Raw genomic sequence first — 20,686 nt, forward strand, 5'->3', positions numbered from 1 at the left:
CCTGCCGCTCAGGCGCTGCGGCCCAGCCGCTCCTCCAGCACGTCGAAGGGCACACCGGGGTCGTCCTTCGACACGCGGATCACCAGCGAGGTGCGCACGCTCGCCACGTTGGGGGCCGCCGTCAGCTCACCGGTGAGGAAGCTCTGAAAGGTGGAGAGATCGGGCGCCACGCATTTCAGGATGAAATCCACCTCGCCGTTCAGCATGTGGCACTGCCGCACGAGGGGCCAGGACCGGCACTGGTCCTCGAAGGCGACGAGATCGGCCTCGGCCTGGCTTTGCAGCCCGACCATCGCGAAGACCTGCACCTCGAATCCCAGTTCGCGCGCATCGACCCGGGCATGGTAGCCACGGATATAGCCCTGCTCTTCCAGCGTGCGGACCCTGCGCAGGCAGGGCGGCGCCGAGATGCCCACGCGGCGCGCGAGTTCCACGTTCGTCATCCGGCCGTCGGCCTGCAATTCGGCGAGAATCTTCCTGTCGATCGGGTCGAGCCGCGTCCCGGGCATCGCTGCCTCCCTCGTATTCGCGGTTGTTATAACAGCCCGCCGTTCGTGCGCAATATTGTTTCAATCAGGCGCAAGATTGTTAAAACGGCCCGGCCGGTCCTGACGGCATGTGCCGGGCCGTTGGCCGCACCGCGCGGGGGTTTCCGACCCGGCGCCGCGGCGATATACCCGGGGAAACACCGCGGTCATATTGCGCGAGGATCCCCGAATGTCCAAAACACGCCACGTCAAGGTTCTGATCATCGGATCCGGCCCCGCCGGATACACCGCCGCCGTCTATGCCGCACGGGCCATGCTGGAACCCGTGCTGATCCAGGGGATCGAGCCCGGCGGGCAGCTCACCACCACGACCGAGGTCGAGAACTGGCCCGGCGACACCGAGGTGCAGGGCCCGGATCTGATGGTGCGAATGGAAGCCCACGCCAGGGAAATGGGCTGCGAGATCGTGTCGGACATCGTCGCGGACCTCGACCTGTCCACGCGCCCCTTCACCGCGGCTTGCGACAGCGGCGCGATCTGGACCTGCGATGCGGTGATCCTCGCCACGGGCGCGCGCGCGAAATGGCTTGGCCTGCCGTCCGAGGACAAGTTCAAGGGTTTCGGCGTCTCCGCCTGCGCGACCTGCGACGGCTTCTTCTACCGCGGGCAGGAGATCGTCGTGGTCGGCGGGGGCAACACGGCCGTGGAGGAGGCGCTCTTTCTCACCAATTTCGCCTCCAAGGTCACGCTGATCCACCGCCGCGACGAGTTGAGGGCGGAGAAGATCCTGCAGGACCGTCTGTTCCGGAATCCCAAGATCGAGACGCTTTGGTTCCACACGCTGGACGAGGTCGTGGGCAGCGAGGATCCGCTCGGCGTCGAGGGCGTGCGGGTGAAACACGTCCAGACCGGAGAGATCACCGAGATCCCGTGCAAGGGCGTCTTCATCGCCATCGGCCACGCGCCCTCCAACGAACTCGTCAAGGACGTGCTGGAAACCCACCATGGCGGCTACGTCAAGGTCGAGCCCGGCTCCACCCGGACATCGATTCCCGGCGTCTTCGCCGCGGGCGACATCACCGACCACATCTACCGCCAGGCGGTAACGAGCGCGGGCATGGGCTGCATGGCCGCGCTCGATGCCGAGAAGTATATCGCCACGCTCGACGCGGAGGAGCGGATCCTCGAACAGGCCGGCTGACCCTCTTCCTCGGCAAAATGGCATCTTTCCGCCGCTTCCGCACGGCCGCTGTGTTCCCTCGGGTTGCGCCCGGCGGGGCGAACGGTCTAGCGACGGCGCGAGCCCGCGCGCCGGGCGCCCGTTTCCATTCGCCACCTTCAGCCATTTCGTGAGACAGCCATGATGAGTCCCAACCTCGCCCCGATCCCAGAACTCTTCGTCTCCCACGAGTCGGCCCAGAAGCTGAAGATCGAGGCGGGCGAACTGCCGAGCTGGGACCTCACCCCGCGGCAGGTCTGCGACCTGGAGCTGCTGATGAACGGCGGCTTCTCGCCGCTCAAGGGGTTCCTGTCGCAGGCGGATTACGACAGCGTGGTGGAGCGGATGCGGCTGGCCGACGGAACGCTCTGGCCGATGCCGATCACGCTCGACGTCTCGTCCGGCTTCGCCGAGGGCGTCGAGCCCGGGCAGGACATCGCGCTCCGCGACCAGGAGGGCGTGATCCTCGCCACCATGACCGTCACCGACAAGTGGACGCCCGACAAGGCCCGCGAGGCGGCACGCGTGTTCGGCGCCGACGACATCGCGCATCCGGCCGTCAACTACCTGCACAACAGCGCCGGCACGGTCTACCTTGGCGGGCCCGTGACCGGCATCCAGCCGCCGGTGCACTACGACTTCAAGGCGCGCCGCGACACGCCGAACGAACTGCGCGCGCTCTTCCGCAAGCTGGGCTGGCGCCGCGTCGTCGCCTTCCAGACGCGCAACCCGCTGCACCGGGCGCACCAGGAACTGACCTTCCGCGCCGCGCGCGAGGCGCAGGCGAACCTGCTCATCCACCCGGTCGTCGGCATGACGAAACCCGGCGACGTGGATCATTTCACGCGCGTGCGCTGCTACGAGGCCGTGCTCGACAAGTACCCGGCCGCCACCACCACGATGAGCCTTCTGAACCTCGCCATGCGCATGGCGGGCCCGCGCGAGGCGGTCTGGCACGGGATCATCCGACGCAACCATGGCTGCACCCACATGATCGTCGGCCGCGATCACGCGGGGCCGGGCAAGAACAGCGCCGGAGACGACTTCTACGGCCCCTACGACGCGCAGGACCTCTTCCGCGAGCACCAGGCGGAGATCGGTCTCGAAATGGTCGACTTCAAGCAGATGGTCTATGTGCAGGACCGCGCGCAGTACGAAGCCGCCGACGAGATCGAGGAGGGCGCGACGGTCCTCAACATCTCGGGCACGGAATTGCGCCGGCGTCTGCGGGAGGGGCTGGAGATCCCCGACTGGTTCTCCTTCCCCGAGGTGGTCGGCGAACTTCGCCGTCGCTACCCGCCGCGCAGCCAGCAGGGTTTCACCGTATTCTTAACCGGCCTCTCGGGCTCGGGCAAGTCCACCATCGCCAACGCGCTGATGATCAAGCTGATGGAGATGGGCGACCGGCCCGTCACGCTTCTCGACGGTGACGTGGTGCGCAAGAACCTGTCGTCCGAGCTCGGCTTCTCGAAGGAGCACCGCGACCTCAACATCCGCCGGATCGGCTTCGTCGCCTCCGAGATCACCAAGAACGGCGGCATCGCGATCTGCGCGCCCATCGCGCCCTACGCCGCCACCCGGCGCGCCGTGCGCGAGGAGATCGAGCAGTACGGTGCCTTCGTCGAGGTGCATGTCGCCACCAGCCTCGAGGAATGCGAACGGCGCGACCGCAAGGGTCTCTACAGGCTGGCCCGCGAGGGCAAGATCAAGGAGTTCACCGGCATCTCGGACCCCTATGACGAGCCCGAAGCGCCCGAGCTGCGCGTGAACACCGAAGGCGTCGAAGTGGACAACTGCGCCCACCAGGTGCTGCTCAAGCTCGAATCCATGGGTCTGATCGCGGGCTGACCGGCGCGCATGCTCGCCGTCTCGCTCACGTCGATCCCGCCGCGCCTGCCGCGGATCGGGCCGACCCTCGCCTCGATCCAGGGACAATCCCCGCGGCCCGACCGGGTGCTGCTGTGCCTGCCGCGACGCTACCGGCGCTTTCCGGGGCCGGTGGCCCTGCCCCCGCTGCCCGACGGGGTCGACCTCGTCTGGTCGGACGAGGATTTCGGCCCCGCCACCAAGGCGCTCGCGGCGGCGCGGGCCCTCGAAGGGCAAGGCGCGCGGCTCGTCTACTGCGACGACGACTGGATCTACGGGCCGGGATGGCTTGCCGCGCTCGCCGAGGGGCCGGAAGAGGCCGTGCTGGCCGGCGCGGGGTTCTCCGTGACCGCGCTGCGCCGGCGTGCGGATCGCCCCGCCGCGGGCGAAACCGACATCGCGCAGGGCTTCGCCGGCGTGGCGATCCGGCCGGAAATGCTGCACGGGGACGCCTTCGACATTCCCGACGCGGCCTGGCCGGTCGACGACATATGGCTTTCGGGCCATTACGCCCGCGCGGGTCTCGCCGTTCGGTCGCGCCCCGCCGCGCGGGCCGCCTGCGCGCGGCTCATCCATCGCCGTTACGGGATCTGGCCGCCCCGCTGACGCGGGCGGCGCCGTGTCAGTGCACCGTCACCGGGGCGAGGTCGTTCTGCCGGGCCAGCACGAAGGCCATGTCGCGGTCCTGCACCAGCGCGAGGCGCTCACCTTCCATGTTGCACACGGCGTAGAGCGTCTCGAGCCCCTCGGCCTGCTCGCGCAGCTCCTCCGGCAGCTCGGCCACCTTGACCGAGCGCACATAGACGATCGGCCGTTCGCCGGCCTCTGCGAAATCGAACTTGGTATTCATCTGCTTCCCCCTGTCTTGATCTCGATGGTCTGCACCACGGTTTCCGGCCGGGCGCGCGCCAGGTCCACGTGCAAAAGCCCGTTTTCCATCACCGCTTCGCCCACCTCGACACCGTCCGCGAGAACGAAACTTCGCGTGAACTGGCGGGTGGCGATCCCGCGATGCAGGAAGACCCGCGGCTCCGCGTCTTCCTCCTGCCGCCCGCGGATCACGAGCTGGTTGTCCTCCACCGTGATCGAAAGCTGATCCGGTGTGAACCCGGCAACCGCGAGCGTGATCCGGTAGGAGTGCTCGGAGGTCTGCTCGATGTTGTAGGGGGGATAACCGTCATTGCCGGTCTTCGCCGTGCGCTCCAGCAGGCGCTCCAGCTGCTCGAACCCCAGCATGTGGGGATAGGTCCCCAAACTCATCTTCGTCATCGACACGTCCTTCACGAAAGCGACAGTCATGTGGAACGGCCCCGTGGCGGCGACCGTCTCAGCGAAATATGGGGGTGCCACCCACGGGCGGCAAGACCTTTGCGGCATCGCCCCGGGTTTGGTATGTTGCTTCCCTGTCAAGAAGAACGAGGTGCCCGATGAACGCGCCCAGTGACCTGTCCATGCAGACCGAGGAGGTTCTGCGCGTCGAGCTCGAGGTTCTCCGCCGCGAGCACCGCGACCTCGACGACGCGATCTCCGCGCTTTCCGAGAAGGGGACCGGTGACCAGCTCACCCTGCAGCGGCTCAAGCGCAAGAAGCTCCAGCTCAAGGACCGGATCTCCTACATCGCGGACAGACTGCTCCCGGACATCATTGCGTAGGCCGCGCCCGAAGTTATAGTGCCGCTTCCCGAAGCCGAGGAGGCGGCGCATGGCCGAGACGCAGGTGGGTATCATCATGGGCAGCCAGTCCGACTGGCCGACCATGCGCGAGGCGGCGGACATCCTCGACGCGCTCGGCGTGGGCCACGAGACGCGCATCGTCTCCGCCCACCGTACGCCCGACCGGCTCTGGGCCTACGGGCGCGAGGCCGCGGGCCGCGGGCTGAAGGTGATCGTGGCCGGCGCGGGCGGCGCGGCGCATCTGCCGGGCATGATGGCCTCCAAGACGGAGCTTCCGGTGATCGGCGTGCCGGTGCAGACCCGGGCGCTCGCGGGCGTGGATAGCCTCTATTCCATCGTGCAGATGCCCCGCGGCTATCCGGTGGCCACGATGGCGATCGGCGCGGCGGGCGCGGCCAATGCCGGGCTTCTCGCCGCACAGATCCTGGCCCTTTCCGACCCGGCGCTGGCCGAACGCGTGGCGCGCTGGCGCGCCGATCTGACCGCCTCCATCCCCGAGGAGCCGCAGGATGACTGAGCCGCTCGCCCCCGGATCCGTGATCGGCATCCTTGGCGGCGGGCAGCTTGGCCGGATGCTCTCGGTGGCCGCCGCGCGGCTCGGCTATCGTTGCCACATCTACGATCCCGCGCCCGCCCCGCCCGCGGGCGACGTCGCCCATGCCGTGACCACGGCCGCGTGGGAGGATACGGGCGCCCTTTCCGCCTTTGCCGAGACGGTGGATGCCATCACGCTGGAGTTCGAGAACGTGCCCGCCGCGGCGCTCGACGTGCTGGACCCGCTTCGCCCGGTGCGGCCCGACCGGCGCGCGCTGAGGGTCAGCCAGGACCGGCTGGTGGAAAAGGCGTTCCTGTCGGATCTCGGCCTTGCCACGGCGCCCTTCGCGGCGGTGGACGACGCCGAGGACCTCGCCGAGGCGATGGCGGAGATCGGGCTGCCCGCGATCCTCAAGACGCGGCGCCTGGGCTACGACGGCAAGGGCCAGGCCCGGATCGACCGGCCCGAGGACGCGGAGGCGGCGCTCGCCGCGATGCGGGGCGCGCCGGCGATCCTCGAAGGCTTCGTCACGTTCTCGCACGAGGTCTCGGTGATCGCCGCGCGTGGGCTTTCGGGCGAGGTCGTGGCCTATGATCCCGGCGAGAACGTCCACCGCGAAGGCATCCTGCGCACCACGCGCGTCCCCGCGCGGCTGAGCGCCGCCCAGCGCGCCGACGCCGCGCTTCTGGCGGGCAGGATCCTGAACAAGCTCCGCTACGTGGGCGTGATGGGCGTGGAACTTTTCGTCACGCCCGACGGGTTCCTCGTGAACGAGATCGCGCCCCGGGTGCACAACTCCGGCCACTGGACGCAGGCGGGCTGCGCGGTGGACCAGTTCGAACAACACATCCGCGCCGTGGCCGGCTGGCCCCTGGGCGACGGCTCGCGCCATTCCGACGTGGACATGGAGAACCTGATCGGCGACGATGTGGCCCGCGTGCCCGAGATCGCGCAGGACCCGGCGGCGAGCCTCAACCTCTACGGCAAGGCCGAGGCGCGGCCCGGGCGCAAGATGGGCCATGTCAACCGCGTCACCGGCCCGGCGCAGGGGCGCTGACGGGCGCGGCTCAGTCGAGGAAACGCGCCGCCACGGGGCCGCCCATGAAGGTCAGCGCGCCGCCGGCGAAGGTTGCGGCCACGCGGCCCGTCTCGCGCTCCAGCACGACGAGGTCGGCGCGCAGGCCAAGTGCGATGCGGCCCCGGTCTGCAAGCCCCAGAAGCCCTGCCGGCCCTTCGGAGACGAGGCGCCAGGCCGCAGCGAGCCCCATGGGTTCGGCGAGCGCCAGGGCCGCCGCCCGCAGGGACGGGAAGTGGTAATCGGAGGCGAGCGCCGTCACGAGACCTTCGTCCACCAGCGCCCCGGCGGGCACGTTGCCGTTGTGGGAGCCGCCCCGCATCACGTTGGGCGCGCCCATCACCACCCCGTCGCCCGCCTCGATGGCGGCGAGGGCCGCTTCCCGCGTTTCCGGGAACTCGGCGATCCGCACGCCGATCCCGCGCCAGAAGGCCCGGTCGGCGGCCGTGCGGTCGTCGTGGCTGCCCAGCCGCACGCCGCGTGCCGAAAGCCTTTGCGCAAGGCCGGCAAGCGCCTGGGGCACCTCCGCCTGCCGGACGTGCAGCGCCTCCATGATGGCGAGATGCGCCTCGGGCGAGCGGCCCGACTTCAAGGCCTGGCCCGTCAGGCGCGACGGCCTGCGCCCCTGGGAAAGCCGATCGTGGGGCAAGTGATCGTTGAAGACGACGTAGCCAGCCCCGTGTCGCGCCACGAGCGCCTCGAAGGCGGGATAGTCGTCCAGCATGTGCGTCTCGAAGCGAAGCTGGATGCGCAGATCCGTCCCGCCGCCGCGTCGCGCCGACCAGCCCTCGAGCACACGGGCGGCGAAGTCCGGGCCGCGCAGCCCGCCCTCCCAGCTGTAGAACTGCGCCAGCACGGCCGTGGTGATCCCGTTCGCGGCAAGCTCCGCCTCCGCGGCGGCGAGCCCCGCACCCAGGTCGCGCATCGCGCCGCGGCGCGGCGCGAGGTGCCGCTCGAACCCGTCGCCGTGGGCGTCCACGATGCCCGGCAGGACGAGATAGCCCGAGAGATCCACCTGCCGCCCCGGCCCCGGCGGCGCGATCCGCCCGCCCGCGATGCCGACGGGTCCGGGCCCCGCGCCGTCCGGCCACAGCACCTCCGCCCCGTGAAGCGTGAGCGCGAGACTCATGGCCGGCCCCCGGGCTGGCGTGAAGGGGTGTGCGATAACGGCATGTCGCTTGAGATATGCGCCCGCCCGCGGCTAGGAAAGCCCCGACCGTACCGGAGAGCGCGCGCCATGACCGATCCCTCGCCCCGCCTTGCCGTGCGCGCGATCGTGCTGCACGAGGACCGACTTCTGCTCGTGAACGCCTGGCCCTCGGGGCAGTCCGACCTCTGGGCCGCGCCGGGCGGGGGCGTCTCGCGCGGCGAGGCGCTCACCGCCACGCTGCGCCGGGAGGTGCACGAGGAGACGGGTCTCGCCGTCTCGGTCGGCCCGCCCTGCCTCGTCAACGAGTTCCACGACCCCGAAAGCGGCTATCACCAGGTCGAGGTCTTCTTCCGCTGCCGGCTTCTGTCCGGCACGCTCGCGTCCGACTGGCGCGATCCCGAGGGGATCGTGACGGAGCGCCGCTTCGTCACGCGCGCGGAGATGGCCGGCCTGCGCTACAAGCCCGACAGCCTGCCCGAGGCCGCCTGGGGCGACGCGCGGGCGCTTTACGACCCGCTGGAGACGATCTGCCGCTAGCCGGCCGGCGCGGCGAAGAAGCGCGGCCCGACGATCCGCGCGGCGATCGCCCCCGCGCCGGTGAGCGCGAGCGCCAGCACGAAGAGCCAGCCCACGAACGGGATTAGCCCGACGAGCGCGGCCACCACCGCCCCCGTCGACGCGGCGAGCGCGCGCTGGAGAAGCGTCGCGGGCTCGGACCGGCCCGCGGCCCCGAGAAGCCCGACGCCGAGGGCATAGGCGCCGACGACATAGCCAGCGACCCCGCCCAGCACCGCGAGCAGGAACGCGACCGGCGTGACCAGAAGCCCGATCAGCGTCAGCGCGACGACCAGCCCGCCGCCGATCAGCACCGACTGCGCCAGAAACCCCTGCCAGAGCGATGCGAAGGGCCGGGCGAGGATGCGCGCGCGCAGCGCCGCCATCGTCGCGGGCGCGAGCGCGGCGGCCAGCGTGGCAAGAAGCGCCACCGCGGCCACGCCAATCAGGAAGCCCGCCACCACCTCGCCCAGCGTGGGGCCCCGGATCGGGCGGGTTTCGGCCTCGAACTCGGACCGGGTGCGGCGCTCGATCCGGTCCTCGGGGACGACGCTTTCGGGCACCCGGATCCGCCCCGGGCGGCTCTCGTAAAGCACCAGCGGGCCGTCGATGCGCGCGCCCGGCCCGAAACTCGCATCCTTGGCGCTGAGGTGCGCGGGGCCCAAGATCACGCCCTCCACGCGCAGGTCGTCGGCGGCGACGAGCGCGTAGCCGCCGACATCGCCCAGAAGCGACACCCGTGCGCCCGAGGCGCGCAGATCGCCCCCGACCGCGCCGAGCGTCACGTCGTAGCCGAAGACCGTGGCATCGCCGCCCACGGCCGCGCGCACCGCGAGATCCATCGCCGCGGCATAGATATCGCCCGCCACGGGGGCGTCGATGTCGAGCCGACGCGCGGCCAGGAGCGCGTCGCCCGCCACGTCGGCCAGAACGCGCACCGCCTCGCCCGCCATCAGCACGTCGTCGGCCGGCGCGCCTTCGTGAACCGCCACGGCCGCGGCGCGGAACCGGTCGCCGGCAATGTCGAGCCCCACATCGGCGGCCGGGGCGGCCCCCGCCGCTGCGCAGAGCCACAGGGTCAGAATGATCAGATGGCGGCGCATGGACCTCTCCCCGATTCGGCATTCGCCCGGAGGCTAGGCCAGAGACGGGCCGGCGGAAATGCGTCGCATCAACGATCCCGCCCAACGGAAAAGGGGCCGCGCGACGGCGGCCCCTCTCATTCGGGATAATTCGAATAAATTTCTCATTTCTCGGTCGCATTCTGCTCGAAAACGACCGGACCAAGGCTTGTATTGAAGAACCAATCACGATGCATGAGGTTACCATCTGCGACGTATAGCTTGCGAAGAAGATACTCGCTTTTTTCCCTATTCACAGTCAGGACCATTGCATCGCCGTCCGCGGTCTCCAGGATGGTCACGGCAGGATGATTTTCAGCGATGCTTTCTACAATCATCCTGACATCTTGGGCGTCGGTGATGCGCTCCACCTGGAAGTAGCAGACCCCCTCATATGCACCTGCGCCAGCCATCGCGATGCCTCCGACGAAAATTGTCGCAGGCGCCATTATGACGCTTGCGGCAGTGCCCAACGCTCCGCCGGTGCCGGCAATTATACCAACAGTTCCTGCTGCGGATGAACCTGCAGCCGCAGACCCCAGCATCGTAAGCCCAGAGCCCGCGTGCACCAGAGTATAGAAACCTGCCGCCTTCATCCCAGCACCGGCAGCGGCAGTCGCACCGCCGACTCCCGCAACCGCTGCTGTCGTCGCATTACCGAGCAGCTTGGAAGGCTTATAATCACAGGCTCCAGCGCTGACGGTTGAAGCTGAAAACGTAAAAAATAACGCCAAAGCAGATGCATACGCACTGGTGCCCATCACTTTTCCTTTCCGCAGAGTAAAGCTGCATGAAAGTGGTGAGCCTCGACCAGAAATCAAGAGGGCCGCGTTTCCGCGGCCCTCAAGTAGCTGATGATACAAAGAAGGATTACATCATGCCGCCCATGTCGGGCATGCCACCGCCGCCACCGGCGCCGGCACCTTCCTTCTGCGGCTTGTCGGCCACCATCGCCTCGGTGGTGATCAGCAGACCTGCCACGGATCCGGCATCCTGAAGCGCGGTGCGGACGACCTTCGCGGGGTCGATCACGCCGAACTTGAACATGTCGCCGTACTCGTCGGTCTGGGCGTTGTAGCCGAACTTGAGGTCGTCGGTCTCTCGGATCTTGCCCGCCACGACCGAGCCGTCGACGCCCGCGTTCTCCGCGATCTGGCGCAGCGGCGCTTCGAGCGCGCGGCGCACGATCGCGACCCCGGCGTTCTGGTCGGCGTTGGCCCCGGTGACGCCCTCGAGCGACTTGGCGCCCTGAACGAGGGACACGCCCCCGCCCACGACGATGCCTTCCTGCACCGCGGCGCGGGTCGCGTTCAGCGCGTCGTCGACGCGGTCCTTGCGCTCCTTCACCTCGACCTCGGTCATGCCGCCCACGCGGATGACCGCCACGCCGCCGGCGAGCTTGGCCACCCGCTCCTGCAGCTTCTCGCGGTCGTAGTCCGAGGTGGTCTCCTCGATCTGCTGACGGATCTGGGTGACGCGGGCCTCGATCTCGGACTTCTCGCCGTGGCCGTCGACGATGGTGGTCTCGTCCTTGGTGATGTTGACCGTCTTGGCCGAGCCGAGCATGTCCATCGTGACGTTCTCGAGCTTCATGCCGAGATCTTCCGAGATCACCTGGCCGCCGGTCAGGATCGCGATGTCCTGCAGCATGGCCTTGCGGCGATCGCCGAAGCCGGGCGCCTTGACGGCCGCGATCTTCAGGCCGCCGCGCAGCTTGTTGACCACGAGCGTGGCCAGCGCCTCGCCTTCCACGTCCTCGGCGATGATGAGGAGCGGCTTCTGCGACTGGATCACCTGCTCGAGCAGCGGCACCATCGGCTGGAGCGACGAGAGCTTCTTCTCGTGCAGCAGGATGAGGCAGTCGTCGAGCTCCGCGATCATCTTCTCGGAGTTCGTCACGAAGTAGGGCGAGAGATAGCCGCGATCGAACTGCATGCCCTCGACCACGTCCGTCTCGGTCTCAAGGCCCTTGTTCTCCTCGACGGTGATGACGCCCTCGTTGCCGACCTTCTGCATCGCGTCGGCGATCTGGCGGCCGATCTCGGCCTCGCCGTTGGCCGAAATGGTGCCGACCTGCGCGACCTCATCGGAGTTCTCGACCTTGCGGGCGGCGCTCTTGATGTGCGCCACGACCTTCTCGACAGCGAGGTCGATGCCGCGCTTGAGGTCCATCGGGTTCATGCCGGCGGCGACCGCCTTCATGCCTTCCTTGACGATGGCCTGGGCCAGAACGGTGGCCGTGGTGGTGCCGTCGCCGGCTTCGTCATTGGTGCGCGAGGCCACTTCCTTGACCATCTGCGCGCCCATGTTCTCGAACTTGTCCTCGAGCTCGATCTCCTTGGCGACGGTGACGCCGTCCTTGGTGATGCGCGGGGCGCCGAAGGACTTTTCGATCACCACGTTACGGCCCTTCGGACCGAGGGTCACCTTCACGGCGTCGGCGAGGACGTTCACGCCCTTGAGCATCTTGTCGCGGGCATTCGTGTCGAATTTCACGTCTTTTGCAGACATGTGTGCTTCTCCCAGTATTCGGTTGTCAGTCAGACAGGGGCGGGATGGTGGCTCAGGCGGCCTTCGCTTCGGACTTGCCCTCGATGATGCCGAGGATGTCGCTCTCCTTCATGATGAGCAGTTCCTCGCCATCGATCGTCACCTCGGTGCCCGACCACTTGCCGAACAGGATGTGATCGCCTTCCTTGACGTCCATTGCGATCCGGTCGCCATCGTCGTCCCGCGCGCCGGCACCGGCGGCGACAACGACGCCTTCCTGCGGCTTTTCCTTGGCGCTGTCGGGAATGATCAGGCCACCGGCCGTCTTTTCGTCGCTTTCCACGCGGCGGACGAGCACGCGGTCATGAAGCGGTTTGAATGCCATCCTTGAGTCTCCTTGGCTCAAAGTTACGGTTACCCCTCGCTTGGGGCGTTAGCACTCGTCTATCCCGAGTGCTAGCAGCTGGGAAATAGACACAAGCTTCGGCGCTGTCAATCCTGGGCCGGCAGGATTCTTCACGGGTTCCTCGCGGATTTGTCATCGCGATGCCGGGCGCCGTTGTCGCCGGTCCGCGGGGCGGGTATCCGGGACATGAGCAGGATGCAACAACAGCGGCCGGCCCGATCATGACACGCCTTCTTGCAAGCCTTCTTCTCGTGCTCTTCAGCGCCGGCGCCGCCTCGGCGCGCTGCGCAGGCGAGGACTTGCGCGGCACACTTTCGCCGGAAGACCGCGCCGCGCTCGCCAGCGCCGTCGCGGCCACCCCCTACCCCGAAGGCAACCGGTGGCGCGCCACCCGCGGCGCGCGGGTGATCGACATCGTGGGCACGATCCACCTGTCCGACCCCCGGCTCGATCCGGTGATGGAACGGCTCGCCCCCGCCGTGGCGGCGGCCGATCTCGTGCTTGTCGAGCTGTCGGACGAGGACGAGGCCGCGCTCCAGTCCGAGATCGCGGCCGACTCGGGGCGCCTGCTGCTGCCGGGCACCGAGACGCTTCCGGGGTTCATGGACGACGCGACCTGGCAGACCCTGTCGGACGCGATCCGGGCGCGCGGATTGCCGCCCGCGATGGCGGCGCGGATGCAGCCCTGGTACCTCTCGCTCCAGCTCGCGATCCCGCCTTGCGCCATGCCCGAAATCGTCGCGGGCGCGCGCGGCCTCGACCACCGCGTGATCGAGGCGGCACGGGCCGGGGGCGTGCCGGTGCGCTCGCTCGAACCGGTCGACACGCTCTTCGCGCTTTTCGGCCAGGCTCCGCTCGAGGAGCAGGTGAAGATGCTGCTGCTCGGCATGATGCCCGTGGAGGCGACCGAGGACGCCTTCACCACCACCATCGAAGCCTATTTCGACGAGACCCACGCCGAGGGCTGGCAGATGGCGCGGGTGGTGGCGCGGCGCACGCTCGACCTTCCCGCCGAGGAGATCGACGCCGTTTTCGCCGAGATGGAGACACGACTTCTAGACGAGCGCAACAGGGCGTGGATCGACGTGATCGAGGCGGCCGAGGGCGACAGGCTCCTCCTCGCCTTCGGTGCGGCCCATCTCTTCGGCGAGGCCGGCGTTCTGGCCCTTCTGCAGCGCGAGGGCTACACCATCGCCCGCCTTCCGTTCTGAGCGGGCGAAGGCGCTTCGAGGCGCCTTGCCCGGGCCGCTTTCGTGGCGCCGGCCCGCGTCACGCGGCAAGCCCCCGGCCCCGCAGCAGGGCGGCGACGCCCGGCATCCGACCGCGAAACCGGGTGTAGAGCGCCTCCGCCTCCGCCGCCCCGCCGGCCGAGAGGATCTCGCGCTCGAGCCGCCGCGCGACCTCCGCGTCGAAGGGGCCGCCGGCCTCGCGGAACGCCTCGAACGCGTCGGCGTCCATCACCTCGGACCACATGTAGCTGTAATAGCCCGCCGAATAGCCGTCGCCGGCGAAGACATGGGCGAAATGGGGCGTGGCGTGGCGCATCCCGATCGCCCGCGGCATCCCGATCCCGCCCAGCACGTCCGCCTGCCGCGCCATCGGATCTGCTGGCGCGTCGCCCGCGTGAAACTCCAGGTCGACGAGCGCCGAGGCGACGTATTCCACCGTCTGGAAGCCCGTGTCGAAATTCGCCGCCTCGAGCATCTTCTCCAGCATCTCGCGCGGCATCGGCGCGCCGGTCTCGGCATGGGTGGCGAAACGCTCCAGAACCTCGGGCACCTCGAGCAAGTGCTCGAAGAGCTGGCTCGGCAGCTCGACGAAGTCACGGGCCACGGACGTGCCCGCCATCGAGCCGTAACGGACGTCCGAGAGGATGTGGTGCAGCGCGTGGCCGAACTCGTGGAACAGCGTGCGCGCGTCGTCATAGCTCAGCAGCGCGGGCGCGCCGGGCGACGGCTTCGCGAAGTTGCAGACATTGACCACCACCGCGCGGCGCGCCTCGGGCCAGTTGCGCTGGCCGTGGATCGTGCTGCACCAGGCGCCGGAGCGTTTCGTCGCCCGCGCGAAATGATCGGCCACGAATAGCGCCATGTGCCGGCCGTCGCGCGTCACCTCCCAGGCCCGGGCATCGGGATGATAGAGCGGCGCGTCGACCTCCCGGAACTCGAGCCCGAAAAGCCGGCCGGCGGTGTCGAAGGCGGCCTCGATCATGCGTTCCAGCCGCAGATACGGCTTGAGCGCCGCCTCGTCGATCTCATGCTCCGCCTGGCGGCGTTTCTCGGCGTAATGGCGCCAGTCCCATGGCTCCAGATCCCCGTTCACCCCTTCCGCGTGCATCATGGCGGTCAGCGCCGCGGCGTCCGCCTCGGCCTGTGCCCGCGCAGGCTCCCACACCTCCATCAGCAGATCGCGGACCCGGTCGGGACTGCCCGCCATCTCCGTCTCGAGCTTCCAGTGGGCGAAGCTCGCATGGCCCAGCAGCCGCGCGCGCTCCTGCCGCAGCGCCAGCACCTCGGCGGCGATGGCGCGGTTGTCGGTCTCCCCGCCATTGGCGCCCCGCGAGGTCCACGCCCGCCACGCCCGCTCGCGCAGGTCGCGCCGGGGCGAGAATTGCAGGAAGGGCACGATCAGCGAGCGCGACAGCGTGACCACCGGCCCGGGCGCGCCCGCCTCGGCCCCCGCCGCCCGCGCCGCGGCGACCACGAACGCCGGCAGCCCCTCGAGGTCCGCCTCGGAAAGATCGAGCCGCCATCCGGCCTCTTCCGCCAGCAGGTTCTGCGTGAACTGCGTGCCCAGCACCGCAAGCCGGCTCTTGATCTCGCGCATCCTCCGGGCCGCCGCGCCCTCGAGCGCCGCGCCGGCGCGGACGAAACCGCGATGGGTGAGTTCGAGCAGACGCGCGTCCTGCCCGTCGAGGTCGAGCGTGTCGCGCACCTCCCACACCGCGCGCACCCGCTCCCAGAGCGCGCGGTTGCCGTAAAGATCCGAGGCGAATTCGGCGAGCTTCGGCGAGAAGTCGCGCTGAAGCGCCTGACGCGCGGGCGTGGCGTCCGCGCCCGCCACCGCGAAGAAGGCGCCGAGCACCCGGTCCAGCGCCCCGCCCGCGCCCTCGAGCGCCTGCACGGTGTTGGCGAAATCCGGTGGGGCGGGATCCGCCGCGATCGCCTCGATCTCGGCGCGCGCCTCTGCGAGCGCCGCCTCGAGGGCCGGCGCGAAATGCGCATCCTCGATCCGGTCGAAGGGCGGCAGGCCGTAAGGCGTGTCGAACGGCGCGAGCAGCGGATTGGTCATCGCAATCTCCCTTCAGGTCCAGTGTGGTCTATGCCGGTCCGCGGCCGGCGCCAGCCCCGCAGACGGCGCAGCCCGGGCGCGGCTTGACCGCCACCTGCCGCGTCTCGCCCCAGAGCGCGTCGTAAAGCGCGAGCCGCCCGCGCAGCGGCGCCCCCGCGCCGGTGACGAGCTTCACCCCCTCCACCGCCATCATCGCGCCTATGACGCCCGGAAGCGGCCCGAGCACGCCCGCCTCCGCGCAGGAGGGCGCAAGGCCCGGCGCCGGGCGCTCCGGAAAGACGCAGGCGTAGCAGGGCGCGCCCTCCGCCGGATCGAAGACCGAAACCTGCCCCTCCCACTGCGAGAGAGCGCCCCAGACGAGCGGCTTTCCCGCCGCCACGGCGGCGCGGTTCACAAGCTCGCGGGTGGCGAAATTGTCCGACCCGTCCAGGATCACGTCGTAGTCTGCGAAAAGCGCCTCCGCGACCTCCCCGTCCAGCCGGCGGCGGTAGGGCCGCACCGTGACGAAGGGGTTTTGCGCCTGAACCGCGGCCTGCGCCGAGAACACCTTCGGCATCCCGATATCGGCGTCGCGATGGATGACCTGCCGCTGGAGGTTGGCGTTTTCCACCGTATCGTCGTCGATCACGCCCAGCGTGCCCACCCCGGCCGCGCCCAGATACTGAAGCGCCGGCGCGCCCAGGCCGCCCGCGCCCACCACCAGCACCCGCGCCTGGCGCAGCGCCTGCTGTCCCGGCCCGCCGATCTCGCGAAGCACGATGTGGCGGGCATAGCGCTCCAGCTCGGCCTCGCCCATCGGGCCTTCGCCCGGGCGCGCCGGCGAGGCGGCCGTCCCGGCATCCGTGACGCCGCCGCCAGCCCGCGCCCGAAGCCGCGCCAGCACCGCCCGGTACGCGATCGTCAGCGCCACGAAACCGCCGAGAATGAGCCAGAGCGCCGGAGAGCCGCCCGTCGCCTCGCGCAGCCCATGTCCCCGGGGCAGCGCGACCTGCACCATGAGCACCGCGACATAAAGCAGGCCGAGCAAGAGAAACCGCGCCTGGCGCGGCACGCCGAGCGCCTTGCCCGCCCACCATATCGCGGCGCCGAGCGCGAGAACCAGAAGCATCAGCGCTCTCCCGTGGAGCCGAAGCCCCCCGCGCCGCGCGCTGTCGCCGAGAGCGCCGTCGCAAGCTCGAACCGGGCGCGCGTCACCGGCGCCACGACCATCTGCGCGATCCGCGCCCCATGCGCGACGTGGAACGGCGCCTCGCCCGCGTTCATGAGAACTACGCCCAGATCGCCGCGATAATCGCTGTCGATGGTGCCCGGCGCGTTGGGAAGGGTGATGCCGTGACCGAGCGCGAGCCCCGAGCGCGGACGGATCTGCACCTCGTGGCCCTCCGGGATCTCGAGACGAAGGCCCGTCGGCACGAGCGCCCGCGCCCCGGGCGCGAGCGTCACGCCCTCGCGCGCTCCGGGTGGAAAATTGGCCCGAAGATCCGCGCCCGCGGCGCCTTCCGTGGCGTAGGCGGGCAGCGGCACAGCGGGGTCGGCTTCCCCGCTGCGCATCACGCGCAGAACGACCATCGCTTTCCCGATCCTTCTTCTTGGCTCAAACACTCCCGCCGGAGGCACGCGCCGCAGGCGCGTTCCGTCACCCCAGCGCCTCGGCGATGCGTCCCGCGAGACGCCGCGCGACTTCGTCCTTCGACATGCGCGGCCAGCTCTCGGCGCCCGCGTCCGTGATCAGCGTGACCGCATTCTCGGCCCCGCCCATGATGCCCGTGTCCGGCGACACGTCGTTGGCCACGATCCAGTCGCAGCCCTTGCGCGCGCGCTTGGCCGTGGCGTTCGCCACCACATCCGTCGTCTCGGCCGCGAACCCTACCACGAGACGGGGGCGCCCGGCCGCGCGCCGGGCGACCGCCGCGAGGATGTCGGGGTTCTCCACGAAGGCGAGCGTCGGCGCGTCGCCCCCCGGCGCCTTCTTGATCTTCTGTCGCGCGGCATCGGCCGCGCGCCAGTCGGCCACCGCGGCGGCGAAGATCGCGGCATCGGCGGGAAGCGCGGCCTCCACCCCTGCCAGCATCTCCCGTGCGGTCTCGACCTCCACCACCTCGACGCCTGCGGGGCGCGGCGCGGTCGCGGGCCCGGTGACGAAGACCACCTCCGCGCCCAGCGCGGCCAGCGCGCGGGCGAGCGCGGCGCCCTGCGCGCCGGACGAGCGGTTGGCGATGTAGCGTACCGGGTCGATGGGCTCGTGGGTGGGCCCCGAAGTCACGACGACCCGCCGTCCGGCCAGCGGCCCCGCCGCGAGCGCGGCCCGGACGGCCTCCACGATCCCGGCAGGCTCGGCCATCCGTCCCGGGCCCCATTCGCCGCAGGCCATGCCGCCCTCCTCGGGTCCCAGGAGGCGCACCCCGTCCCCGGCAAGCATCTCTGCATTGCGCCGGGTCGCGGGATGCTCCCACATGCGCACGTTCATCGCCGGGGCGATCATCACCGGCGTGTCGGTGGCCAGCAGCAGGGTCGAGGCCAGGTCGTCCGCATGGCCCTGCGCCATCTTCGCCATCAGGTCCGCGGTGGCGGGTGCGACCAGGACGAGGTCGGCCACCCGCGACAGCTGGATGTGGCCCATCTCGGCTTCGTCGGTCAGGTCGAAGAGCTCGGTATAGACCTTCGCGCCGGCCAGCGAGGCCACGGAAAGCGGCGTGACGAATTCGCCCGCCGCCCGCGTCATCACGGGCGTGACCGACGCGCCGGCCTCGCGCAGCCGTCGGATCGTCTCCAGCGCCTTGTAGGCCGCGATGCCGCCGCCGATGATCAGAAGGATGCGCTTGCCCGCCAGCATGTCGTTCCCCGCGCTGCCAGCTTCGTTCTAGGGTGCCGGGAAGACCGAGACAAGGGAGCCGCCGAAAGCCGCTCGGCCTCGCGGCGGCCCCCCTGTGCCGCTTGGTCTTCGACGGTATCGGCGCGGCCGGACGGGGGACGCGCCGAGGCAAGGCCGGCGCCGTTACTCCGCGAAAGCCTCGCACGGGTCCGGCCGGTCGACGGGCTCAGTCACCACCCAGAGATCGTAGGGCGCCTCGCCCTCCGCCGGCGCGGCCTCGAGCTGGCCGAGCGACAGCACCGCGACCCCCGGCGCCGCCCGCGCGATCTTCGACGGCACGCCCCAATCCGTGCGGGCATGACCGTTGCCGGTGATCACCACCACCGGTCCGCCCGTGTCCTCGAGCGCGGCGAGGGCTGCGCGGGCCAGTGCCGCATCGCGCACGCGTTGCGCGCGCACCATGCCGGGCAGGAGTTCTTCGGGCAGCGCGTCGCAGTGGGCCGCCATTTGCATGGCCTCCCGCACGCGCTGCTGATCGTCGGGCAGCGGGCGGTCGAGCCCGAAGCGCGCGGCATCTTCCGGAAGGGGGTCGTCGCCCGCCACGATGCCGCGAAGGTCCTCCCGTGGCACCGCGGCACCGTAGAACGCCGCCTCGGGGGCGGCGGCGAAGATCGGATAATACATCGTGAAATCGGGCCAGCCCGACTGGTCCCAGCCCAGAACGTCTCGCAGGGCGGTCTCGTCGGCCATCAACTCCGGCGTCACCCGCGCGGCCTGCGCGGGCGTCAACATTTCGAAGACGAGCGCGGCGGGGGCCACCTGTGCCACGATCCGGGCCTGCGTTTCGTGGTGGCGCGGGTTATCGTGCACCTCGCCCAGAACGAGCAGCTCTGCCGGGGGGAGCTGGGCAAGTTGCCCGGGCGTCGCCTCATCGGCGGCGCCCGGGACCGTCCAGGCCGCAAGGGCGAGCGCGGCGAGCGTCAGGCGAGGAATGAGTGCACCTCGCGCGACTGCGTCTCCAGCGCGCGGCGCATCTTCTGGAACGCCGCCGCCTCGAGCTGGCGCACACGCTCCTTCGACAGGCCGAGCTCGTTGCCGAGGCTTTCCAGCGTGCGCGGCTCCTCGCGCAGTTTCCGCTCGCGCACGATGAAGCGCTCCCGCTCGTTCAGACCCTGCAAGGCCTCCACGAGCCAGCCGCGAAGCTGGGCGATGTCGTGGCTGTCCTCGACGAGGTCGGAGGCCTGCGCGCTGTCGTCCTCGATCGTCTCGATCCACTCGCGCCCCTCGTCGTCGGCGGACTGCGTGGCGTTCAGCGAGAAATCGCTTCCGGACAGGCGCCCTTCCATCATTTCCACGTCGGCAAGCGGGACGCCGATCTCGGTGGAGATGAGCTGATGCAGCTGGTGGCGGTCGAGTTCCACCCCGTTCTGCGCCGCCTCGCGCTCCAGCCGCGCCTGCACACGGCGCATGTTGAAGAACAGCGATTTCTGCGAGGAGGTGGAGCCGGTGCGCACCATCGACCAGTTGCGCATCACGTAATCCTGGATCGAGGCCTTGATCCACCAGACGGCGTAGGTGGAGAACCGCACGCCCCGGTCGGGATCGAACTTGTCGGCGGCCTTCATCAGCCCGAGCCCGGCTTCCTGGATCAGGTCGTTCATCGGGGCGCCGTAGCGGCGGAACTTGGAGGCCATGGAGATCGCGAGGCGCATGTAGGCCGTGATCAGGCGGTGCAGCGCCTTCTCGTCGCGGTGGTCGCGCCATGCATAGGCCAGCTGCAACTCGGTCTCGGCATCGAGCAGTTCGGCCTTCATGGCCTTCCGCGACAGGCTGGTGTCAGTTTCGGTGTGAAGGGACATGATCGCTCCCCTTTCAGTGACGCCTTGGTTGACTTGTCTTTGTTTAGCATTACGCACGCCACTCCGAACCGGATCACGCACGAGTTGCATGCAATTGTCTGGGCCCCGCGCCGGCGGACAGCGCCTCCGCGCGCCCTGACCGCCGC

General features: G+C 69.8%; 22 protein-coding genes. 8 read left to right on the forward strand and 14 right to left on the reverse strand.

Annotation, left to right across the window (positions count from 1 at the left end):
• Window positions 1-8: 8 nt before the first annotated feature.
• Complete coding sequence (locus tag AB6A66_RS05225) at window positions 9-509, reverse strand: Lrp/AsnC family transcriptional regulator (RefSeq protein ID WP_371055052.1); 501 nt, start codon at window positions 507-509, stop codon at window positions 9-11.
• Window positions 510-717: 208 nt separating this feature from the next.
• On the opposite strand from AB6A66_RS05225, the gene trxB reads away from it, so the two are divergent.
• From trxB to AB6A66_RS05240, 3 genes are all read left to right on the forward strand, one after another.
• On the forward strand, window positions 718-1,689 hold the full coding sequence (gene trxB / locus AB6A66_RS05230; RefSeq protein ID WP_371055053.1) for a thioredoxin-disulfide reductase: 972 nt from the start codon (window positions 718-720) through the stop codon (window positions 1,687-1,689).
• A 159-nt stretch (window positions 1,690-1,848) separates the two neighbouring features.
• Window positions 1,849-3,555: a bifunctional sulfate adenylyltransferase/adenylylsulfate kinase gene (locus tag AB6A66_RS05235; protein ID WP_371055054.1), complete on the forward strand. Its 1,707-nt coding sequence runs from the start codon at window positions 1,849-1,851 to the stop codon at window positions 3,553-3,555.
• A gap of 9 nt (window positions 3,556-3,564) precedes the next feature.
• Window positions 3,565-4,179 (forward strand): hypothetical protein, encoded by a 615-nt coding sequence (locus tag AB6A66_RS05240; protein WP_371055055.1) that lies wholly within the window; start codon window positions 3,565-3,567, stop codon window positions 4,177-4,179.
• A 16-nt stretch (window positions 4,180-4,195) separates the two neighbouring features.
• Here the strand turns inward: AB6A66_RS05240 and AB6A66_RS05245 are convergent, their stop codons facing one another.
• Window positions 4,196-4,423 (reverse strand): DUF1150 family protein, encoded by a 228-nt coding sequence (locus AB6A66_RS05245; RefSeq protein ID WP_371037446.1) that lies wholly within the window; start codon window positions 4,421-4,423, stop codon window positions 4,196-4,198.
• Entirely contained in the window at window positions 4,420-4,842 is a 423-nt protein-coding gene (locus AB6A66_RS05250; protein ID WP_371037647.1) for an Hsp20 family protein, read from the reverse strand. Before AB6A66_RS05250 ends, AB6A66_RS05245 begins: the two co-directional genes overlap by 4 nt.
• Before the next feature lie 158 nt (window positions 4,843-5,000).
• Between AB6A66_RS05250 and AB6A66_RS05255 the strand changes: the two genes are divergently transcribed.
• From AB6A66_RS05255 to AB6A66_RS05265, 3 genes are read left to right on the forward strand one after another with little or no spacing between them, the layout of a single operon-like run.
• Window positions 5,001-5,225, forward strand: a complete 225-nt coding sequence (locus tag AB6A66_RS05255; protein WP_371037447.1) for a YdcH family protein — start codon at window positions 5,001-5,003, stop codon at window positions 5,223-5,225.
• A 49-nt stretch (window positions 5,226-5,274) separates the two neighbouring features.
• On the forward strand, window positions 5,275-5,763 hold the full coding sequence (gene purE / locus AB6A66_RS05260; RefSeq protein ID WP_371055056.1) for a 5-(carboxyamino)imidazole ribonucleotide mutase: 489 nt from the start codon (window positions 5,275-5,277) through the stop codon (window positions 5,761-5,763).
• A complete protein-coding gene (locus AB6A66_RS05265) occupies window positions 5,756-6,838 on the forward strand; it encodes a 5-(carboxyamino)imidazole ribonucleotide synthase (protein ID WP_371055057.1) in 1,083 nt (360 codons plus the stop codon). The genes purE and AB6A66_RS05265 overlap by 8 nt, the downstream gene beginning before the upstream one ends.
• Before the next feature lie 10 nt (window positions 6,839-6,848).
• On the opposite strand, the gene AB6A66_RS05270 is transcribed toward AB6A66_RS05265, so the two are convergent.
• Window positions 6,849-7,985, reverse strand: coding sequence for an alpha-D-ribose 1-methylphosphonate 5-triphosphate diphosphatase (locus AB6A66_RS05270; protein ID WP_371055058.1), 1,137 nt, complete (start codon window positions 7,983-7,985; stop codon window positions 6,849-6,851).
• Between the two features lie 108 nt (window positions 7,986-8,093).
• Here AB6A66_RS05270 and AB6A66_RS05275 point away from each other — a divergent pair, with 108 nt between their 5' ends.
• Entirely contained in the window at window positions 8,094-8,543 is a 450-nt protein-coding gene (locus tag AB6A66_RS05275) for an NUDIX domain-containing protein (protein WP_371037451.1), read from the forward strand.
• Here AB6A66_RS05275 and AB6A66_RS05280 read toward each other — a convergent pair.
• The 4 genes from AB6A66_RS05280 to groES all read right to left on the reverse strand — a co-directional run bounded on the left by AB6A66_RS05280 (window position 8,540) and on the right by groES (window position 12,557).
• Entirely contained in the window at window positions 8,540-9,664 is a 1,125-nt protein-coding gene (locus AB6A66_RS05280; RefSeq protein WP_371055059.1) for a hypothetical protein, read from the reverse strand. The genes AB6A66_RS05275 and AB6A66_RS05280 overlap by 4 nt on opposite strands.
• 143 nt (window positions 9,665-9,807) lie before the next feature.
• Window positions 9,808-10,443 carry a hypothetical protein gene (locus AB6A66_RS05285; protein ID WP_371055060.1) on the reverse strand — a complete coding sequence of 212 codons (636 nt, stop codon included), beginning with the start codon at window positions 10,441-10,443 and terminating at the stop codon, window positions 9,808-9,810.
• A gap of 109 nt (window positions 10,444-10,552) precedes the next feature.
• Window positions 10,553-12,193: a chaperonin GroEL gene (gene groL / locus AB6A66_RS05290; protein WP_371055061.1), complete on the reverse strand. Its 1,641-nt coding sequence runs from the start codon at window positions 12,191-12,193 to the stop codon at window positions 10,553-10,555.
• Window positions 12,194-12,245: 52 nt separating this feature from the next.
• Window positions 12,246-12,557 carry a co-chaperone GroES gene (gene groES, locus AB6A66_RS05295; protein ID WP_371037454.1) on the reverse strand — a complete coding sequence of 104 codons (312 nt, stop codon included), beginning with the start codon at window positions 12,555-12,557 and terminating at the stop codon, window positions 12,246-12,248.
• Window positions 12,558-12,799: 242 nt separating this feature from the next.
• On the opposite strand from groES, the gene AB6A66_RS05300 reads away from it, so the two are divergent.
• Window positions 12,800-13,789 (forward strand): TraB/GumN family protein, encoded by a 990-nt coding sequence (locus tag AB6A66_RS05300; RefSeq protein ID WP_371055062.1) that lies wholly within the window; start codon window positions 12,800-12,802, stop codon window positions 13,787-13,789.
• 58 nt (window positions 13,790-13,847) lie between these two features.
• On the opposite strand, the gene AB6A66_RS05305 is transcribed toward AB6A66_RS05300, so the two are convergent.
• From AB6A66_RS05305 to AB6A66_RS05330, 6 genes are all read right to left on the reverse strand, one after another.
• Window positions 13,848-15,869: a M3 family metallopeptidase gene (locus tag AB6A66_RS05305; protein ID WP_371055063.1), complete on the reverse strand. Its 2,022-nt coding sequence runs from the start codon at window positions 15,867-15,869 to the stop codon at window positions 13,848-13,850.
• A gap of 28 nt (window positions 15,870-15,897) precedes the next feature.
• Window positions 15,898-16,977 carry a ThiF family adenylyltransferase gene (locus tag AB6A66_RS05310; RefSeq protein WP_371055064.1) on the reverse strand — a complete coding sequence of 360 codons (1,080 nt, stop codon included), beginning with the start codon at window positions 16,975-16,977 and terminating at the stop codon, window positions 15,898-15,900.
• Window positions 16,977-17,438: a dUTP diphosphatase gene (gene dut, locus AB6A66_RS05315; protein WP_371037458.1), complete on the reverse strand. Its 462-nt coding sequence runs from the start codon at window positions 17,436-17,438 to the stop codon at window positions 16,977-16,979. Before dut ends, AB6A66_RS05310 begins: the two co-directional genes overlap by 1 nt.
• Window positions 17,439-17,505: 67 nt before the next feature.
• On the reverse strand, window positions 17,506-18,702 hold the full coding sequence (gene coaBC, locus AB6A66_RS05320; protein ID WP_371055065.1) for a bifunctional phosphopantothenoylcysteine decarboxylase/phosphopantothenate--cysteine ligase CoaBC: 1,197 nt from the start codon (window positions 18,700-18,702) through the stop codon (window positions 17,506-17,508).
• A 162-nt stretch (window positions 18,703-18,864) separates the two neighbouring features.
• Complete coding sequence (locus AB6A66_RS05325) at window positions 18,865-19,674, reverse strand: ChaN family lipoprotein (protein WP_371055157.1); 810 nt, start codon at window positions 19,672-19,674, stop codon at window positions 18,865-18,867.
• Window positions 19,662-20,540, reverse strand: coding sequence for an RNA polymerase factor sigma-32 (locus tag AB6A66_RS05330; protein WP_371055066.1), 879 nt, complete (start codon window positions 20,538-20,540; stop codon window positions 19,662-19,664). Before AB6A66_RS05330 ends, AB6A66_RS05325 begins: the two co-directional genes overlap by 13 nt.
• Window positions 20,541-20,686 lie beyond the last annotated feature (146 nt).

This window comes from Rhodosalinus sp. K401 (genome assembly GCF_041365735.1).
GTDB lineage: Bacteria > Pseudomonadota > Alphaproteobacteria > Rhodobacterales > Rhodobacteraceae > Rhodosalinus.

Coding starts and splice junctions, on each gene's coding strand:
- AB6A66_RS05225 (WP_371055052.1), bottom strand. CDS start 509: ATGCCCGGGACGCGGCTCGACCCGATCGACAGGAAGATTCTCGCCGAA.
- trxB (WP_371055053.1), top strand. CDS start 718: ATGTCCAAAACACGCCACGTCAAGGTTCTGATCATCGGATCCGGCCCC.
- AB6A66_RS05235 (WP_371055054.1), top strand. CDS start 1,849: ATGATGAGTCCCAACCTCGCCCCGATCCCAGAACTCTTCGTCTCCCAC.
- AB6A66_RS05240 (WP_371055055.1), top strand. CDS start 3,565: ATGCTCGCCGTCTCGCTCACGTCGATCCCGCCGCGCCTGCCGCGGATC.
- AB6A66_RS05245 (WP_371037446.1), bottom strand. CDS start 4,423: ATGAATACCAAGTTCGATTTCGCAGAGGCCGGCGAACGGCCGATCGTC.
- AB6A66_RS05250 (WP_371037647.1), bottom strand. CDS start 4,842: ATGACGAAGATGAGTTTGGGGACCTATCCCCACATGCTGGGGTTCGAG.
- AB6A66_RS05255 (WP_371037447.1), top strand. CDS start 5,001: ATGAACGCGCCCAGTGACCTGTCCATGCAGACCGAGGAGGTTCTGCGC.
- purE (WP_371055056.1), top strand. CDS start 5,275: ATGGCCGAGACGCAGGTGGGTATCATCATGGGCAGCCAGTCCGACTGG.
- AB6A66_RS05265 (WP_371055057.1), top strand. CDS start 5,756: ATGACTGAGCCGCTCGCCCCCGGATCCGTGATCGGCATCCTTGGCGGC.
- AB6A66_RS05270 (WP_371055058.1), bottom strand. CDS start 7,985: ATGAGTCTCGCGCTCACGCTTCACGGGGCGGAGGTGCTGTGGCCGGAC.
- AB6A66_RS05275 (WP_371037451.1), top strand. CDS start 8,094: ATGACCGATCCCTCGCCCCGCCTTGCCGTGCGCGCGATCGTGCTGCAC.
- AB6A66_RS05280 (WP_371055059.1), bottom strand. CDS start 9,664: ATGCGCCGCCATCTGATCATTCTGACCCTGTGGCTCTGCGCAGCGGCG.
- AB6A66_RS05285 (WP_371055060.1), bottom strand. CDS start 10,443: ATGGGCACCAGTGCGTATGCATCTGCTTTGGCGTTATTTTTTACGTTT.
- groL (WP_371055061.1), bottom strand. CDS start 12,193: ATGTCTGCAAAAGACGTGAAATTCGACACGAATGCCCGCGACAAGATG.
- groES (WP_371037454.1), bottom strand. CDS start 12,557: ATGGCATTCAAACCGCTTCATGACCGCGTGCTCGTCCGCCGCGTGGAA.
- AB6A66_RS05300 (WP_371055062.1), top strand. CDS start 12,800: ATGACACGCCTTCTTGCAAGCCTTCTTCTCGTGCTCTTCAGCGCCGGC.
- AB6A66_RS05305 (WP_371055063.1), bottom strand. CDS start 15,869: ATGACCAATCCGCTGCTCGCGCCGTTCGACACGCCTTACGGCCTGCCG.
- AB6A66_RS05310 (WP_371055064.1), bottom strand. CDS start 16,977: ATGCTTCTGGTTCTCGCGCTCGGCGCCGCGATATGGTGGGCGGGCAAG.
- dut (WP_371037458.1), bottom strand. CDS start 17,438: ATGGTCGTTCTGCGCGTGATGCGCAGCGGGGAAGCCGACCCCGCTGTG.
- coaBC (WP_371055065.1), bottom strand. CDS start 18,702: ATGCTGGCGGGCAAGCGCATCCTTCTGATCATCGGCGGCGGCATCGCG.
- AB6A66_RS05330 (WP_371055066.1), bottom strand. CDS start 20,540: ATGTCCCTTCACACCGAAACTGACACCAGCCTGTCGCGGAAGGCCATG.